The organism is Bradyrhizobium sp. SZCCHNRI20481 (genome assembly GCF_032485055.1).
Taxonomy (GTDB): Bacteria; Pseudomonadota; Alphaproteobacteria; order Rhizobiales; family Xanthobacteraceae; genus Bradyrhizobium.
In genome coordinates this window covers 109,137-125,739 of the sequence record NZ_JAUEUE010000016.1, presented here as the reverse complement: position 1 = coordinate 125,739, position 16,603 = coordinate 109,137, and the positions used below count along the sequence as shown (strand labels likewise).

18 protein-coding genes are annotated in these 16,603 nt (G+C 65.8%); 8 read left to right on the top strand and 10 right to left on the bottom strand.

Annotated elements, in window-relative coordinates; translation table 11 throughout:
• The first annotated feature begins 32 nt into the window (after positions 1–32).
• Genes QX132_RS25050 through QX132_RS25040 form a run of 3 tightly spaced genes read left to right on the top strand, consistent with a single transcriptional unit; the run spans position 33 to position 2,783 of the window.
• Positions 33–1,682: a hypothetical protein gene (locus tag QX132_RS25050; protein WP_315733908.1), complete on the top strand. Its 1,650-nt coding sequence runs from the start codon at positions 33–35 to the stop codon at positions 1,680–1,682.
• Positions 1,683–1,736: 54 nt separating this feature from the next.
• Positions 1,737–2,183 carry a DUF5413 family protein gene (locus QX132_RS25045; RefSeq protein WP_315798168.1) on the top strand — a complete coding sequence of 149 codons (447 nt, stop codon included), beginning with the start codon at positions 1,737–1,739 and terminating at the stop codon, positions 2,181–2,183.
• A 48-nt stretch (positions 2,184–2,231) separates the two neighbouring features.
• On the top strand, positions 2,232–2,783 hold the full coding sequence (locus QX132_RS25040; protein WP_409997726.1) for a DUF4112 domain-containing protein: 552 nt from the start codon (positions 2,232–2,234) through the stop codon (positions 2,781–2,783).
• Between the two features lie 100 nt (positions 2,784–2,883).
• Here QX132_RS25040 and QX132_RS25035 read toward each other — a convergent pair whose 3' ends face one another.
• The 3 genes from QX132_RS25035 to msrA form a co-directional block, all read right to left on the bottom strand.
• On the bottom strand, positions 2,884–3,168 hold the full coding sequence (locus QX132_RS25035; protein WP_315733902.1) for a hypothetical protein: 285 nt from the start codon (positions 3,166–3,168) through the stop codon (positions 2,884–2,886).
• Between the two features lie 396 nt (positions 3,169–3,564).
• Positions 3,565–3,975 (bottom strand): peptide-methionine (R)-S-oxide reductase MsrB, encoded by a 411-nt coding sequence (gene msrB / locus QX132_RS25030; RefSeq protein ID WP_315733900.1) that lies wholly within the window; start codon positions 3,973–3,975, stop codon positions 3,565–3,567.
• A 95-nt stretch (positions 3,976–4,070) separates the two neighbouring features.
• On the bottom strand, positions 4,071–4,784 hold the full coding sequence (gene msrA, locus QX132_RS25025) for a peptide-methionine (S)-S-oxide reductase MsrA (protein ID WP_316163137.1): 714 nt from the start codon (positions 4,782–4,784) through the stop codon (positions 4,071–4,073).
• A 937-nt stretch (positions 4,785–5,721) separates the two neighbouring features.
• Here msrA and QX132_RS25020 point away from each other — a divergent pair.
• Both QX132_RS25020 and QX132_RS25015 read left to right on the top strand, forming a co-directional pair.
• Complete coding sequence (locus QX132_RS25020) at positions 5,722–5,979, top strand: hypothetical protein (RefSeq protein ID WP_315733898.1); 258 nt, start codon at positions 5,722–5,724, stop codon at positions 5,977–5,979.
• Positions 5,980–6,156: 177 nt separating this feature from the next.
• Complete coding sequence (locus QX132_RS25015) at positions 6,157–6,408, top strand: hypothetical protein (RefSeq protein WP_315757314.1); 252 nt, start codon at positions 6,157–6,159, stop codon at positions 6,406–6,408.
• A 10-nt stretch (positions 6,409–6,418) separates the two neighbouring features.
• Here QX132_RS25015 and ppk2 read toward each other — a convergent pair whose 3' ends face one another.
• The 7 genes from ppk2 to napE form a co-directional block, all read right to left on the bottom strand.
• The gene (gene ppk2 / locus QX132_RS25010) at positions 6,419–7,546 is read right to left on the bottom strand and encodes a polyphosphate kinase 2 (RefSeq protein WP_316163136.1); all 1,128 of its coding nucleotides are present in this window, start codon (positions 7,544–7,546) and stop codon (positions 6,419–6,421) included.
• 146 nt (positions 7,547–7,692) lie between these two features.
• The gene (locus tag QX132_RS25005; protein WP_316163135.1) at positions 7,693–8,802 is read right to left on the bottom strand and encodes an ATP-dependent RecD-like DNA helicase; all 1,110 of its coding nucleotides are present in this window, start codon (positions 8,800–8,802) and stop codon (positions 7,693–7,695) included.
• Positions 8,803–9,067: 265 nt separating this feature from the next.
• The gene (locus QX132_RS25000) at positions 9,068–9,730 is read right to left on the bottom strand and encodes a NapC/NirT family cytochrome c (protein WP_315733889.1); all 663 of its coding nucleotides are present in this window, start codon (positions 9,728–9,730) and stop codon (positions 9,068–9,070) included.
• The gene (locus QX132_RS24995) at positions 9,727–10,179 is read right to left on the bottom strand and encodes a nitrate reductase cytochrome c-type subunit (protein ID WP_409999362.1); all 453 of its coding nucleotides are present in this window, start codon (positions 10,177–10,179) and stop codon (positions 9,727–9,729) included. The genes QX132_RS25000 and QX132_RS24995 overlap by 4 nt, the downstream gene beginning before the upstream one ends.
• 23 nt (positions 10,180–10,202) lie before the next feature.
• Positions 10,203–12,707: a nitrate reductase catalytic subunit NapA gene (gene napA, locus QX132_RS24990; RefSeq protein ID WP_316163134.1), complete on the bottom strand. Its 2,505-nt coding sequence runs from the start codon at positions 12,705–12,707 to the stop codon at positions 10,203–10,205.
• Between the two features lie 15 nt (positions 12,708–12,722).
• Positions 12,723–13,043, bottom strand: a complete 321-nt coding sequence (locus QX132_RS24985; protein WP_315733883.1) for a chaperone NapD — start codon at positions 13,041–13,043, stop codon at positions 12,723–12,725.
• A gap of 17 nt (positions 13,044–13,060) precedes the next feature.
• Positions 13,061–13,246, bottom strand: coding sequence for a periplasmic nitrate reductase, NapE protein (napE, locus tag QX132_RS24980; RefSeq protein ID WP_315733882.1), 186 nt, complete (start codon positions 13,244–13,246; stop codon positions 13,061–13,063).
• Positions 13,247–13,631: 385 nt separating this feature from the next.
• Here napE and QX132_RS24975 point away from each other — a divergent pair, with 385 nt between their 5' ends.
• The 3 genes from QX132_RS24975 to QX132_RS24965 are packed head-to-tail and all read left to right on the top strand — an operon-like array spanning position 13,632 to position 16,601.
• Positions 13,632–14,588: an aliphatic sulfonate ABC transporter substrate-binding protein gene (locus tag QX132_RS24975; RefSeq protein WP_316163133.1), complete on the top strand. Its 957-nt coding sequence runs from the start codon at positions 13,632–13,634 to the stop codon at positions 14,586–14,588.
• Between the two features lie 34 nt (positions 14,589–14,622).
• Positions 14,623–15,798 carry an FMNH2-dependent alkanesulfonate monooxygenase gene (ssuD, locus tag QX132_RS24970; RefSeq protein ID WP_316163132.1) on the top strand — a complete coding sequence of 392 codons (1,176 nt, stop codon included), beginning with the start codon at positions 14,623–14,625 and terminating at the stop codon, positions 15,796–15,798.
• Positions 15,795–16,601: an ABC transporter permease subunit gene (locus tag QX132_RS24965; protein ID WP_315733876.1), complete on the top strand. Its 807-nt coding sequence runs from the start codon at positions 15,795–15,797 to the stop codon at positions 16,599–16,601. The genes ssuD and QX132_RS24965 overlap by 4 nt, the downstream gene beginning before the upstream one ends.
• Positions 16,602–16,603: the final 2 nt, after the last annotated feature.

The window sequence follows — 16,603 nt, the reverse complement described above, 5'->3', positions numbered from 1 at the left end:
ACCCGACAGCTGAGCGCGCGAATTGAGTTGATATGGCCGACTACTACCCGCTGATAGCCCGTGCCATTGCCGGATTGGACCCCAACGCTCCCGGGGAAAGCCGGCGTGCGCTTTACGAGCGGGCGCGGGCGGCCTTGATCGCACAGTTGCGCAGCGTCCAGCCGCCGCTGAGCGAATCCGAGATCACGCGCGAGCGGCTGTCGCTCGAGGAAGCCGTGCGCAAGGTTGAGGCGGAAGCGGCCCAGCGCGCCCGCGAGGCACAGCGGGCGTCCAGCGGCGCGGCCCGCCCAGGTGATGCGCTCCGGCGGGCCGGTGCGCGCAATTCGGATGCTCCGGCCACCCCCGCGGCTCAGCCCGCTCCGACTCCAGACCAGGCCGCCACGACCGCCTCGCGGCCACGACCGGCGGCCCCGGCCGCTGCCCGGGCCGAGCGGCCGCCGCTCGGCGGCGAGACGGCCGAGCCGCGTCCGGCGCGCAATCCGCGACCGGAAGCGCCGCCGGCTGCCGCTGGCGCGCCAGCTGTGCCGCCGCGGCCCCAGCCGCCTCAAACGCCTCCACAGGATGGGGCGGCGCCTCCGGTGCGCGAACGTCCGGCGGCCGCCCGCCGCGGTGCTCAGGACAACGGCAATCCGGCAACGCCGCCCGCCATGCGCGGCTTCCGCGACATCACCGCTGATGTCGACGATCTCGGCAAGGCCACTGCCCAGGCCAACCGTGCGGCGCGCAAGACCTACGCCAACGTTCCGACCACCGATCTCGATCGGCTCGAGGGCGACGACGATGATCGGCCGCCGCTGCCCGAGGCGCCATACTCCTATGACGAGTCGGTCCAGGAGGCCGAGCGCTACGCGCTGCCTGCCACCTCGACCCGCCAGCGCGGCGCCGCGCCGGATCGCGAGGGCAAGAAGAAGTCGGAGCGCAGCGGCTCGACCTTTCCGTTCAAGGCCGCCATCGCCGCAGGGATCGTGCTGATCCTGATCGGCGCCGGAATTCTGTGGGGCCGGCCGCTGGTCGGGATGGTCAATGGCCTGTTCAAATCTTCCTCGACGGTCGAGGCGCCCAAGGACACCGGCACGCCGCTGAGCAAGCCGAAGATCACCGACCGTGTCGGGCAGTCGCCGTCCTCGGACCAGATCGCGCCGGTCGCGCAACGCGTCGTGCTCTATGACGAGGATCCCGCCGACCCGAAGGGCAAGCAATACATCGGCTCGGTGGTCTGGCGCACCGAGCAGATCAAGGCGACGGGGACGCAGAAGGCCGACATCGCCGTGCGCGCCGACATCGAGATTCCCGATCGCAAGTTCAAGATGACGATGTCGTTCCGCCGCAACACCGACACGTCGCTGCCGGCGAGCCACACCGCGGAACTGACCTTCATCCTGCCGCAGGATTTCTCTGGCGGCGGCGTCGGCAACGTGCCGGGGATCCTGATGAAATCCAACGAGCAGGCGCGCGGGACGCCGCTGGCCGGCCTCGCAGTGAAGGTCACCGACGGCTTCTTCCTGGTCGGCCTGTCCAATGTCGACGCCGACCGGACCCGCAACGTGCAGCTCCTGAAGGAGCGCTCCTGGTTCGACGTTCCGCTGGTCTACAGCAATCAGCGCCGGGCCATCATCGCGATCGAGAAGGGCGCGCCGGGCGAGCGCGCCTTCAACGACGCCTTCGCGCTGTGGGGTGACTGAGCAGTCCGCACGCGCCTCGCGCGTTGGGCGAATCGGCGAGGCAGGAGATTGGGCATGAAGCGATATCTCATCTTCGTTGCCGTGGGCCCGGCGCTGGGCGGTTTCGCGCTGCTTCTGGTCACGACCTACATGTCCGGCTATTGGACCAACACCAATCCCGGCGAAGTGGCCAAGCTGTTCAAGGTCTTCGTCACCTCGCTGCAATACAGCTACCTGTTCGGCTTCCTGCCGGCACTGATGATGTGCGCGATCGACGACATCCTGTTCCACGTCAGGCGCATCGGACCGACCATGCGGATGCTGCTGGTGGGCGGCATCGCCTTCCTGCTCGCCGGCTTCAACTACGCTTCGCACGGCTCCGAATACGGTGCCCTGCAATGGGTCCTTTACGGACTGGTCGGCTTCATTCCCGCGACGGTGTCGTCGTGGCTGGTGCACAAATTCGTCGACGAAACCCCGCCCGAAGCGCCGGCGGCTCAGCCCAGCGAGCACAGCGCGTGACGGCGTGACGCAACTTGCGCCCTGCTGCCGCGTTTCTATGTGATGGGTATGCAAGAGCAGATGACCCCCTCGCCCCGCCGCGCCTCCGGACGCGCCTCGCAGGCACGCTTCAACGCCAATGAGGCGCGCGGACCGATCATCGACCAGGACGGACGTGAGATCCCGCAGGGATCCTTCCAGTCCTCGTTCAATGGCGCCTTCGTCGGCCCGGGCGGCGTGCGCTTCGATTTCAGCACCTCCAATCCATTCGGCAATCTGACCCGTGAGCAGCGGATCGCGCGGCTGGAGGCGGTGGCGAAGCTGCTCGACGTCGCCTTCGTCCTGCCCGGCACCAACATCCGCTATGGCATCGACGGCATCATCGGCCTGATCCCCGTGGTCGGTGACCTCATCGCGACCGCGCTGTCGCTGTGGCTGGTGCGCGAGGCCCGTGCGCTGGGCGCGCCCTGGCACGTCATCACCCGGATGCTCGGCAATGTCGCGGTCGAGGGGGTGATCGGCATGGTGCCGGTGGCGGGCGACGCCTTCGACGTGCTGTTCCGCGCCAATATGCGCAACGCTAAGATCTTGCGGCGGTGGCTCGATACCCAGCCGCGTTGATGCGCCGCGAGACCGGGCCAAAAGCCGCACAAACCGACCCCCATAAAAAAACTGCCCCGCACAAGGCGGGGCAGGGTGTTGGAGAATGGTCTGGCAGCCGTCAGGCTGCATCGGCGTCCGGCGCCTTGTCGACCACCCGGCGCGGCAGCGGGAACGCCTCGCTCTCATACAGGGTGCGGATGCCGTTCTGGTCGAACCGGGCTTCCTCGACCTGCAGGTAGGCGCCATTCAGCGAATCCGCAGGCAACTCCTCCATGGCAAAGCGCACGGCTTCAGCCGCGGTGCCGAACCGCCGATAGGCAAACCCCGCCCGCTTCTTCTTGCGGATGGCGGCGGGAAACAGTTCGGCAGAGGTGTTGAAGTTGAACGGACGCAGTGGACGCATGGTCTGAGACCTCTTCTTGTCGGCTGGAAGCGCTGACGCGAGCTTTCAAAACATTCAGCTTGGCGATGACGCCAGCGATTGCGGGGGTGGAGGGCGGGATTTGCCGCTCCAGGCGGCCCGGCCCTGCATAGTCAGTTACGACCCCTAATATAGGCCGATTTGGCAGAAATGCGAATCCTGCACGCTCACATCGTAAATCCGGCCTGGTTCGGACCGCGCTGAAATGTCCTATTTTTTCAATAGTTTAATCGATCTGCAACTTGTGAATGCAGGAGAGCCCGATCTGCACGGCTAAAATCTCACCCCTGGTGGCCGGTTTTGGCCGCCCACGCCTCGCCGGCCGCCAGCCCAGCGGCCCCATTACCGTCCGTAACGGAACCGGGGCCGATGGTGACGTCAGCGCGGCTTCAACTTCAGGGCCGCGGAGTTGATGCAATAGCGCAGGCCGGTCGGCCCCGGACCGTCGGGAAAGACATGGCCGAGATGGCCCGAGCATTTCGAGCACAGCACCTCGGTGCGGACCATGCCGTGGGTATAGTCGGTTTCCTCGTCGATGTGGCTCTCCGTCGCCGGCTGGGTGAAGCTCGGCCAGCCGCAGCCGGAGTCGAATTTGGCGTCGGACTCGAACAGGGTCTGGCCGCAGCCGGCACACACATAGGTCCCGGCGCGATGCTCATGCTCGTATTCGCCCGAGAACGGGCGCTCGGTCGCCTTCTCGCGCAGCACGGCGTACTGCATCGGCGTCAGCTCCTCGCGCCATTCCGCCTCGCTCTTGATGACCTTGTCGTCGGTCCTGGTGTCGCTCATCTCTTTTCCTCCGGCGGACCTAGACTCGTCCGCCCCTGTCATTGCGCTGATCGGCCACCGTCGCGGCCTCAAAGTCGTGGCGACAGGTCGTCGCCTCAGTTCGTCGCTTTGGCCTCGCCGACCAGCGTCGGCTTCTCGATGTAGTTCTCCGCGAAGATCTTCTTCAGGTTCTCGATCTTCGGCAGGTCGTTATAGGCAATATAGGGCTGGCTCGGGTGCAGCGTCAGATAGTCCTGATGATAGGCCTCGGCCGGATAGAACGCCTCGAGCTTGCCGATCTTGGTGACGATCGGCTTGCCGAACACCTTGGCCTTGTCGAGCTGGGCGACATAGGCCTCCGCGACCTTCCTCTGCGCCTCCGAGGTGGTGAAGATCGCCGAGCGATATTGCGGGCCTGAGTCCGGGCCCTGTCGGTTCAACTGGGTCGGATCGTGCACGACCGAAAAGAAGATCTGCAGGATCTTGCCGTAGGAGATCTTCTTCGGGTCGTATTTGATCTGGACCGATTCCGCATGGCCCGTCGTGCCGCTCGAGACCGTGCGGTAGTCGGCCGTGGCCTTGGTGCCGCCGACATAGCCGGACACCGCGCTGATCACGCCCGCCGTGTGCTGGTAGACGCCCTGGACGCCCCAGAAGCAGCCGCCGGCGACCACGGCGGTTTCCAGCCCGTCGGAGGCTGGCTGATCCTGGGCCGGCGGCGGGATCACGACGGCCACCTCGGCGGCGTGCAGCGGCTGCCAGGCCAGGATGCCGGCCGCCATGGCACCGAGCACGGCTGTCTTGACGAAAAGGGAGCGGGTGAGGCGCATCTTTGGATCCTCGTGAGGGGTGGGCTCTTCTCGCCAGCCGGAAACACTGGCCCGGTCCGGCCTCTGCTGCAAGATACGTCGGTGCTCGGCCGGCGTTACGGGGGACGCGACACGACTGCGTGAACGGCCGGGGTGGCGCGAGGCGTGCACAATTGCGCACTGGGCGCCGGGAACGACACTGTGAGTTGTGGCGGGAGCGTTCCAGACATGGCGATTTGTTCTCGCGGCTCGAATGGCCCGAGGGATACCGGTTCATTGGCCCTCCGGAAGCGGAGGGCGCAGGGAAGGCCGGACCTCGGCTGAGGCCCGTGGCCCGCCTGCTCAAAAAAATGCAGGCGGCAGGTACCACAGGTGCAGCCAGACAGATCCGGCCTTCCCCGCGCGATGGTGTTAACGCTTATACGTGCTCTCCTCGGGGACCGGCTGTCTTGCCCCCGTCGCCGGCGGATCATCACCACCAGCTTGGCCTCAGCGTCGGGAGGCCAGGACCACACGCTTTCGCCGTCCGCGCCATGCCGTTCGTCCGCAGGCGCTTCGCCCGCTGCAACATGTCGCGTCCATCGCATTTCGCTGCCAACGTCCGTGACGATCGCGATACGTCCCCTGCCGTGCAACGAAACGCGGGCATCATAAGCCTGATTTGGGCAAACCGCGAAACGATTTATGTTTTTCAGAATACCTTGACAGCTTCTGTCGTCGTTGGCCGATTTGCCCGACGGGCCATCTAGTCCGCAAGCTCACGATGATATCACACTTCGTCGATCTTCGAACCATGATGTGGTTCAGGTCTCGTGGTCGTGATGCCCGCGCGGCGGAGACGCCGCGAATATTTCGTTCTCTCTGCGGTCAATACAGAGGCGGACGCGTCTCGATCGTCAGACCCCTGACCAGACATCGAGTGCGCGTTCTCCGCATCTTGAGAACCTGGAGAACAATCATGACATCCTGGAAATCAAAGGCGGCAGCGGTGCTGCTGTCGATGGCGACTGCCGCGCCGGCATCGGCGCAGGGCTGGTTCTACGGCGAGCAGGAGCCGGGGGCGTTTCAGGCGATGTATCCCGATCGCGACGTGCTCAACGGCGGCGCACTGACGCCGGCGGGACGAATGGGCCTGGTGCGCGCCTCCGGCGCGGCGCCCGCGTTTCCGCCGTCCGCTCATCTCCGCCCGTATGATCGGCTGCCGCAGCGGCGATGACGGGTCGCCTGGAAGGCGTCCTACGATCTGCTGCCCGGACAGCGGCTGCAGCGCTACGTCTGAGAGATGGGCGCGATCACGAACGGCCGTCACCTCGCGCGGTCGTGATTGGGATGCCGCTTTCGCCTGCCTACATCATCGCCTGCGCGAATTGGTGCGCAACAGGGAAGACCAATCATGATCGCATTCAGGAGCCTGGCGGCAGCTCTGCTGATGTCGCCACTGGCGGCCACCGCGGCGTCGGCCCAATTCTCCGAGCCGGCGGCATATGCGGCCATGCATCCCGACCGCGATGTGCTCAATGGCGGCGCGCTGACGCCGGCGGCGCAGGCGGAGCTGGCCCGTCGTGGCACGCCGGCCTTTCCGAATGCAAATGCAGCGATGCCGCCGGCCGATCCCGTGAGGGCGCATCGGCGTCATCGGCGCTGAGCGCGTCGCCTCAGCTCGCGTGCTCCTCGCGCTCGTGGATGACGCTGGCGCGGCCGACGATGAGATCGTCGACCTGCCCGATGCGCGAGGCGTCCTTGCCGGCATAGGGCAGGGAGTGCAGCACGCAGCGCATCGCGTTCAGCCGCGCGCGCTTCTTGTCATCGGACTTGATCACGGTCCACGGACAGTCGGCGGTGTCGGTGGAGAAGAACATCGCCTCCTTGGCGCGGGTGTAGTCGTTCCATTTGTCGAGCGAGGCGGTGTCGATCGGCGACAGCTTCCACTGCTTGAGCGGATGCGCCTCGCGCTCCTTGAAGCGGCGGCGCTGCTCCTCGCGGCTGACCGAGAACCAGAACTTGATGAGATGCATGCCGCTGCGCACGAGATTGCGCTCGAACTCCGGCACCTGGCGCAGGAACTCGTCATATTCGGCCTGCGAGCAGAAGCCCATCACGCGCTCGACCCCGGCGCGGTTGTACCATGAGCGATCGAACAGCACGATCTCGCCCGCGGTCGGCAGGTGCTCGACATAGCGCTGAAAATACCATTGGCCGCGCTCGACGTCGCTCGGCTTGTCCAGCGCGACGACGCGGGCGCCGCGCGGATTGAGATGCTCCATGAAGCGCTTGATGGTGCCGCCCTTGCCGGCGGCATCGCGGCCCTCGAACAGCAGCACCAGGCGCTGCCGCGCATCCTTCATCCAGTTCTGCAGCTTGAGCAGCTCGGTCTGCAGGATGAATTTCTGTTCCTCATAGTCCTTGCGGTACATGCGGAATTTGTAGGGGTAGCCGCCCTGGCGCCAGTTGTCGGCGAGCTCGTCGGAGGTGTGACGCTTGTCGGGCTTGGCCTTGCCCTCGATCAGCGCCTTCATCAGCTTGGCATCGTCGGGCGCGGCACCATCCAGCATCGCCTTGACCGGCGCAGAGTTGGCGTCCAGGGCCGGCGGTCCGTTGAGCACGCTCTCGAACGCCGACAGCCCGGTGATCTGCGCGGCCTGCATCTGTTCGTCGACCAGCGACTGCGCGATCGGATCGAGCCTGGCGGCGGACTGCCGGCGCGCGACGCGCGCGGTGGCGGCTGCGCGCTTCATGCGTTGGCCGTTGGAGGCCTTGCCCTTCGTGGTCCTGGACTTTGCCATGCGATCCCGCCGCCTGCTGCTGGATTAACAGAGATGTGAATCGATCTCTATCCGCCAAGGACCCTGCGTCAGGTTGACGTGGATCAACCGGCCGCAGGCGGGTACCAGCGGGGCGGATGAAATCGCCTCGCGCGGTAAAGCCGGCGTTACACTACGATCGACAGCCGCTTCGCGGCCCGTGTGATTCCGGTGTAGAGCCAGCGGGCGCGGCTCTCCTGGAAGGCAAAGCTCTCGTCGAACAGCACCACGTCGTCCCATTGCGAGCCCTGCGACTTGTGCACGGTCAGCACGTAGCCGTAGTCGAACTCGTCATAAGGCTTGCGCTGCTCCCACGGGATGTCCTCGATGCCGCCGCCGAAGCATTCGCCGCGCACCGAGACTTTCGTTACCTTGCGTCCGAGATCCTCGTCGGGCGCGACCCGCATCGTCACGATCTTGGATTTCGAGGTCGCGCGCGACTTCACCCGCCATAGCCCGCCATTGAACAGGCCCTTCTTGCGGTTGTTGCGCAGGCAGACCAGCTTGTCGCCGGCGACGGGGAGGGCGTCCTCGATGTCGAGGCGCTGCCGAAAGCGGTTGTTGTAGGCGCGGCGGGTGGCGTTGCGGCCGACCAGCACCTGGTCGGCCTCCATCACGCGCGACGGATCGAGCTCGCGGCGCTCCACCACCTCGCTCTCGCCGTAGCGGCCGATGTCGAGCGTGTTGCCTTCGCGCACGTCCATCGACATCCGCACGATCGGATCGTCCTTGGCCTGGCGATGCACCTCGGTGAGCATCACGTCGGGCTCGCTCTCGGTGAAGAAGCCGCCGCCCTTGACCGGCGGCAGCTGCGCGGGATCGCCGAGCACCAGCAACGGGCAGTCGAAGGACAGGAGATCACGGCCGAGATCGGCGTCGACCATCGAGCATTCGTCGATGATGATCAGCTTGGCCTTGGACGCCGGCGCGTCGTCCCACAATTCGAAGTTCGGCTGCTCCTCGCCGCTCTCCTGCGCGCGATAGATCAGCGAGTGGATGGTGGAGGCATTGTCGCAGCCCTTGCTGCGCATCACCAGCGCCGCCTTGCCGGTGAAGGCCGCGAACTTGACCTCGCCGTCGACGTCTTCGGCGATGTGGCGGGCCAGCGTGGTCTTGCCGGTTCCGGCATAGCCGAACAGCCGGAACACCTGCGGTGTGCCGTTATTGCCCGGCTTGGCCTTCAGCCAGTCGCCGACGGCCTTGAGCGCGGAATCCTGATGCGGGGAGAAGGTGGTCATGGCTCAACGGAATGGAGCCGCGGAGCGACTCGGGGACATTCCGTGAACCTAAGGGCTGGCGGGGAGAGATCAAGCGCTTGATGCGAATGGGTCCACGCCTCCCCCGCTTGCGGGGGAGGTCGCATCGCATCGGAAGATGCGATGCGGGTGGGGGAACGCTCCGGCGGGACTGCCCGTGTGGCGCCCCCACCCCAGCCCTCCCCCGCAAGCGGGGGAGGGGGCGCAGCGTGCCTGCGGCGATCGCTCGTTCCCCTCCAGAAGAAGCCTACTGCCAGCCCGGGACGCCGCGCATGTCCGGCAGATGATGCGCGATGCCCTTGTGGCAGTCGATGCAGGTCTTCTCGCCGGTGAAGAGGAAGCGCTGGTGCGCTTCGACGGCGCGCGGCGACTGCTTGGTGATGTCCATCGACTGCGCGCTGTGGCAGTTGCGGCATTCGAGCGAATCATTGGCCTTGAAGCGCGCCCATTCGTGCAAGGCCAGCTCCAGCCTGCGGTCGGTGAACTTCTCGCGGGTGTTGATCGAGCCGAACAGATGGCCCCAGACCTCCTTGGAGGCCTGCATCTTGCGCGCGATCTTGTCGGTCCAGTTGTGCGGCACATGGCAGTCCGGGCAACTGGCGCGGACGCCGGAGCGGTTGGAGAAGTGGACGGTCGACTTCAGCTCGGCGAACACGTTGTCGCGCATCTCGTGACAGCCGGTGCAGAACTTCTCGGTGTTGGTGATCTCCAGCGCCGTGTTGAAGCCGCCCCAGAAGATGACGCCGGCGAGGAAGCCCGCCAGCACCAGCACGCCGAGCCCGAACACGGAGCTCGGCTTCAGCAGCACGTCGATGAGGTCGAGAATGAACTGCCAGGCGCGGCGGACAAGGCCGAGCCGCTTCTCGGGGACGGGCGCTTTGGCGCCCTCCGGGATGTCGGCGCTGCTCATCGCTTGCCACCTGGCCTGTCGTGCGCCAGCAGCGTGTCGATGTCGACGAAGTCGTTGCTGACAGGCGGATTGGCGACGCTCTGCGGCACGTGGCACTGGGTGCAGAAGAAGCGGCGCGGTGACACCGAGGCCAGGAACTGGCCGTCGCGATCCATGAAGTGGGTGATCGACAGCATCGGCGCCTTCGACTCCGCGGTGCGCGCGCGGGCATGGCAGGACAGGCATTTGTTGCCCTGCATGTCGACCTGATAGCCGTCGATGGCATGCGGAATCACCGGCGGCTGCTCCGGATAGTTGCGCACCTCCCTCTCGGCGGTGTTCTTCATCGGCTGGATCGGCGGCGCCGGGCCTTCGTCGTTGAGCGGCGCGGGACCGCGCAGGGACGAGCTGACGCTCTGGGCGAGCAGCGCGCTCGACCCGGCTGCAACGCTGGCCGCGACCAGCATCATGGCAAGTTTCCTGATCATGATCGTCACACCCGCTCGATGCGCACGGCGCATTTCTTGTAGTCGGTCTGCAGCGAGATCGGATCGGTGGCGTCGAGCGTCACCTTGTTGATCAGCTTCGACTCGTCGAACCACGGCACGAACACGAGCCCGCGCGGCGGCTTGTCGCGGCCGCGGGTCTCGACGCGGGCGCGGATAAAGCCGCGCCGCGAGGCGACCTTGACCTCGTCGCCGCGCCGCAGGTTGGCTTCCTGCGCATCGTCCGGATGCATGAAGCAGACGGCTTCGGGGAAGGCCTTGTAGAGCTCGGGCACGCGGCGGGTCATCGTGCCGGAATGCCAGTGCTCGACCACGCGGCCGGTCGACAGCCAGAACGGATAGTCCTTGTCGGGCGATTCCGCCGGCGGCTCGTAAGGAAGCGCGAAGATCCGCGCCTTGCCGTCGGGGAAGCCGTAGAACTGCACGCCGGTGCCGGCCTTGACGTAGGGATCGGAGCCCTCGCGGAAGCGCCAGCGCGTCTCCTTGCCGTCGACCACCGGCCAGCGCAGGCCGCGCTCTTTGTGATAGGCCTCGAACGGCGCCAGGTCATGGCCATGGCCGCGGCCGAAGGAGGCGTACTCCTCGAACAGGCCCTTGTGGACGTAGAAGCCAAACGCCTTGGATTCGTCGTTGGCATAGCCCGGCTCGATCTGGTCGAGCGGGAACTTGTCGACCTGGCCGTTCCTGTAGAGCACGTCGAACAGCGTCTTGCCGCGATATTCCGGTTTCTTGGCGATCAATTCCTCGGGCCAGACCTCCTCGATCTTGAAGCGCCTGGAGAACTCCATCAACTGCCAGAGATCCGAGCGTGCCTCGCCGGGTGCCGACACGAGCTGGTGCCAGAACTGCGTGCGGCGCTCGGCATTGCCATAGGCGCCTTCCTTCTCCACCCACATCGCGGTCGGCAGGATGAGATCGGCGGCGAGCGCGGTCACCGACGGATAGGCGTCGGAGACGACGATGAAATTGTCCGGATTGCGGAAGCCCGGATAGGTCTCCTCGTTCGCGTTCGGGCCGGCCTGCAGGTTGTTGTTGACCTGCACCCAATAGGCGTTGAGCAGGCCGTCTTTCAGCATCCGGCTCTGCAGCACGGCGTGATAGCCGGGCTTGTCGGGGATCGTGCCCTCCGGCAACTGCCAGATGTGCTCGGCCTTGGTGCGATGCTCCTTGTTGGTGACGACCATGTCGGCGGGCAGGCGGTGCGAGAAGGTGCCGACCTCGCGCGCGGTGCCGCAGGCCGAAGGCTGGCCGGTCAGCGAGAACGGGCTGTTGCCGGCCTCGCTGATCTTTCCCGTCAGGAGATGGATGTTGTAGACGAGGTTGTTGCACCAGACGCCGCGGGTGTGCTGGTTGAAGCCCATGGTCCAGAACGAGACCACCTTGGTCTTCGGATCGGCATAGAGCTCGGCCAGCGCCTCGAGCCGATTCAGCGGCACGCCGGACATCTCGGCGGCCTTCTCCAGCGTGTAGTCGGAGACGAACTTGGCATACTCGTCGAACGAGATGTCGGTGGCGTCGTTGGCCTTGGCTGCGCCGGTGGCCTTCTTCTGCAGCGGATGCTCCGGGCGCAGGCCGTAGCCGATGTCGGTCTGGCCTTTCTTGAACACCGTATGCGCCTGGACGAACTCCTTGTTGACGCGGCCGGTCTTGATGATGTGGTTGGCGATCGCGTTGAGGAGATAGAGATCGGTCTGCGGCTTGAACACCATGCCGATGTCGGCGAGGTCGAACGAGCGGTGCTCGAAGGTCGAGAGCACGGCGACCTTGACGTGCGGCGCCGACAGCCTGCGGTCGGTGACGCGGCTCCACAGGATCGGATGCATCTCCGCCATGTTGGAGCCCCACAGCACGAACGCGTCGGTGGCCTCGATGTCGTCGTAGCAGCCGGGCGGCTCGTCGATGCCGAAGGTGCGCATCATGCCGGCGACGGCCGAGGCCATGCAGTGCCGCGCATTCGGATCGATGTTGTTGGAGCGGAAGCCGGCCTTGAACAGTTTCGAGGCCGCATAGCCTTCCCAGATCGTCCACTGTCCGGAGCCGAACATGCCGACACCGGAAGGCCCGCGCTTCTTCAGCGCCTCCTTGTACTTCGCGGCCATGACGTCGAACGCTTCGTCCCAGGAGACGGGCGTGAACTCGCCGTTCTTGTCGTATTTGCCGTTGGTCTTGCGCAGCATCGGATGCGTCAGGCGATCATGGCCGTACATGATCTTCGAGAGAAAGTAGCCCTTGACGCAGTTCAGGCCGCGATTGACCTCGGCCTTGATGTCGCCATGGGTGGCGACGACGCGGTTGTCCTTGGTCGCGACCATCACGCTGCAGCCGGTGCCGCAGAAGCGGCAGGCGGCCTTGTCCCATTTCAACTCGGAGGCTTCGCGCTCGGTGACGAGGTTCGCCGCGAGCGAGGCGCTCGGCATGCCGGCGGCGGCCGCGGCAATCGCGGCGGCCTCCAGCTTCAGCATCTGGCGGCGATCGATCTTCATGTCGGTCATTAGAGTCTCGTGTGATTAGCCGGCGTCGATGGCGTGGAAGACGAGGCAGGCGGAGTGCACGTGCGGCAGCAGTCCGATCCGGTTCATGGTGGCGCCGAGCGCGCCGGCATCGGGCGCATCGACGACCACGATCAGCTTGCCGCGCTCGTCGCGGCCGTGGATCTCGCAGCCGGACAGCGCGAGGATGTCGGCTTCGACGCGATCGAGCTGCTCGGGGCGGGTCTGCACGATGATGCTGGCGATCTCGCCCTTGGCCGGCGCGACGACGGGATCGGCGGTGAGGACACGGCCGGTGATCAGCGCGCGGCGGTCGAGGGAGGTGCGGTGGGAGAGCATGGGCGTGGTCGTTCCAATCAATGCGCAGCAGGCGGGCCGGGCGGCCCGACCATCATCTGGTAGACCCACACCGTGAGCCCGTAGGAGCCGACGGTGGCGACCGCGAGCGCGGGCATCAGCACGGCGGTGAGAAACAGGAAGGCAAAAATTTCCATGCGTCTGCGACGCGCATGCGCGTTCGCATCGCTGCCAACGAGCGACATGAGAGAATTCTCTGCTAGGGGAGGTTCAGGAGGGATTGCGGCATCCGGGCCGCGCCTAATCTTATGTTTAAGAAAGCTCCGGAAACCGGCGTTGACCTGGATCAAGCGGGCGGAACCTCGCGCACACCGGCGCACCGCCAGAGCGGAGTCGCGCCGGTCCCACCGAGATCTTGGTTGATGGGCCGTGAAGACGCGTGATCGCATCTTTGCTTGCGAGAAATTCTCGCTGCTTTGCGTGGGGCCCTCGATACGATCATCCCCTCTGGTCGTGAGCCGAGAGGACCGGCATCACTATTTTCCAGGGGTGCTCGACACGCGTTTCGCCCGCCACCATCATCCTGTGCATCGCATCAACGTAGATGCACAAGGGTGATCGGAGAGGGCAATGAAGCGGCGTGATTTTCTGAAACTGTCGTTGGCATCGGCTGCGGTGATGGCCTCAGCGGCGCCGCTGCGCGCCGAGGACAAGCCGAAGGAGATCCGGATCGGCACCCAGAAGGGCGGCTTCTTCCCGGCCGTGAAGGCGCGCCGCACCATCGAGGACACGTTCAAGCCTGTCGGCATCGACATCGTCTGGGTCGACTTCCAGTTCGGTCCGCCGCTGCTGGAAGCCATCAATGTCGGCAGCGTCGATTTCGGCTATGTCGGCGACGCCCCGCCGATCTTCGCGCAGGCTGCCAGCGCCAAGATCCGCTATGCGGCCGCCGTCAAGCAGAACGGCAGCAGCCAGGCGATCATCGTGCCCAAGGACTCGCCGATCAAGACGATGGCCGATCTCAAGGGCAAGCGCGTCGCCTTCGGCAAGGGCTCGAGCGCGCACAATCTCCTGGTCGCCGCGCTGGAGAAGGCGGGCCTGTCCTGGACCGACATCACGCCGGCGCCGCTCGCGCCCGCCGATGCCACCGCCGCCTTCGTCAAGGGCTCGGTCGACGCCTGGTCGATCTGGGATCCGTATCTCGCGCTCGCCGAGCTCAAGGAGAATGCGCGGGTGATCGCGTGGGACAAAGACGTGCACAAGCCGAACTCGTTCTACATCGTCGGCTCCGACTTCGTCGAAAAGTACCCGGCCGTGGTGGCCAGGCTGAACGCCGCCTTCGCCGCAGAAGGCGTGTGGGCCAACAGCCATCACGAGGAGGTCGCCAAGGCCCAGGCCGAGGCCACCGGCGTCGATCTTGAGGCGGTCAAGCGCTTCGTCGACCGCTCGGTCTATAGCGTCGTGCCGATCGACGACGAGGTCATCAAGAGCCAGCAGGCCGTCGCCGACCGCTTCGCCCGGGTTGGGCTCATCCCGAAACAAGTCAACGTCGCCGACATCGTCTGGAAGTGGACGCCGTCCACCTGACGCTCGCCTGCGACACGATCCGAAAGAGAACGACATGAGCAATGCTTCGAAGCCCAATGTGCTGTGGTTCCTGCCGACCCATGGCGACGGCCGCTATCTCGGCACCTCGCAAGGCGGCCGCGAGGTCAACTTCAACTATCTGCGCCAGGTCGCGCAGGCCGCCGACCAGCTCGGCTATTTCGGCGTGCTGATCCCGACGGGGCGCAGCTGCGAGGATTCCTGGATCGTGGCGTCGGCCGTGGCGCCTTTCACCGAGAAGCTGCGCTATCTCGTCGCGGTGCGTCCGGGTCTGCAATCGCCGGCCGTGGCCGCGCGCATGACTGCGACGCTGGACCGCGTCACCAACGGACGCCTGCTGGTCAACGTCGTCACCGGCGGCGATCCGGTCGAAAACAAGGGCGACGGCGTCTTCCTGTCGCATGAGGAGCGCTACGAGGTCACCCGCGAGTTTCTCACCGTCTACAACGCGCTGCTCGAAGGCGAAGCCGTCAACTTCGCCGGCAAGCACATCAAGGTCGAGGATGGCCGGCTGCTGTTCCCACCGGTGCATTCGCCACGCCCGCCGCTGTTCTTCGGTGGCTCGTCGGATGCCGGCATCGACGTCGCCGTCGATACGGTCGAGAAGTATCTTACCTGGGGCGAGCCGCCGGCAGATGTCGCGGCGAAGATCGCCAAGGTGAGAGCCGTCGCCGACAGCCGTGGCCGCAAGCTGTCGTTCGGCATCCGCCTGCACGTGATCGTGCGCGAGACCAACGCGGAGGCGTGGGCGGCCGCCGACGACCTCATCAAGCACGTCACCGACGACACCATCGCCTCGGCACAGAAGATTTTTGCGCGGATGGATTCGGTCGGCCAGCAGCGGATGTCGCAGCTCCACGGCGGCCGGCGCGACAAGCTCGAGATCAGCCCGAACCTGTGGGCCGGCGTCGGCCTCGTCCGCGGCGGCGCCGGGACCGCGCTGGTCGGCGATCCCGACACGGTCGCGGCGCGCATCCGCGAGTACCAGGAGCTCGGCATCGACACCTTCATCCTGTCCGGCTACCCGCACCTCGAAGAAGCCTACCGCTTCGCCGAGCTGGTGTTTCCCAAGCTTGGGCTGAACGTGTCGGAGCAGGCCGGCAACGTGACCAAACTGCGCACCAACACCGGCCCATTCGGTGAGACCATCGCCAACGAGCATCGTCCCCTGCAGCGGGCGTCGCAATCATGAGCCTGATCGAAAGCCTTCCCAAGGTTCGCAAGCTCAGGGTGCCAAAGGCGGATGGATTTCTGCCCTGGCTGGTGCCGCTCGCGATCATTCTGATCTGGCAGGCGGCCTCGGTCGCCGGTCTCGTGTCGCCGCGGGTGCTGCCGGCGCCGAGCGACGTCGCGCGCGCCGGGTGGAAGCTGCTGTGGTCGGGTGAGCTCGGCCGCAACATCTGGGTCAGCTTCTGGCGCGCCTCGATCGGCTTCTTGATCGGCGGCAGCATCGGCTTCGCCTTCGGGCTCGCCAATGGCCTGTCGCAGCTGTCGGCGAAGCTGACGGACACCACCTTGCAGATGGTGCGCAACGTGCCACATCTGGCGCTGATCCCGCTGGTCATCCTGTGGTTCGGCATCGACGAGAGCGCAAAACTGTTCCTGGTGGCCCTCGGCGTGTTCTTCCCCGTCTACCTCAACACGCTGCACGGGATTCGCACCGTCGATCCGCAACTCATTGAAATGGGCCGCGTCTACGGCATGACCGACGGCGAGCTGTTTCGCCGCGTGATCTTCCCCGGCGCGCTGCCGTCGATCTTCGTCGGCCTTCGCTTCGCGCTCGGCATCATGTGGCTCACCTTGATTGTCGCCGAGACGATCGCGGCCTCTTCAGGCCTCGGCTACATGGCGATGCAGGCGCGCGAGTTCATGCAGATCGACGTCGTCGTGCTCTCCATCCTGATCTACGCCCTGCTGGGCAAGGTCGCCGACAGCGCTTCGCGGGTGCTGGAACGGATGACGCTGTCCTGGCATCCGGCCTTCAGCAAACATTGAGG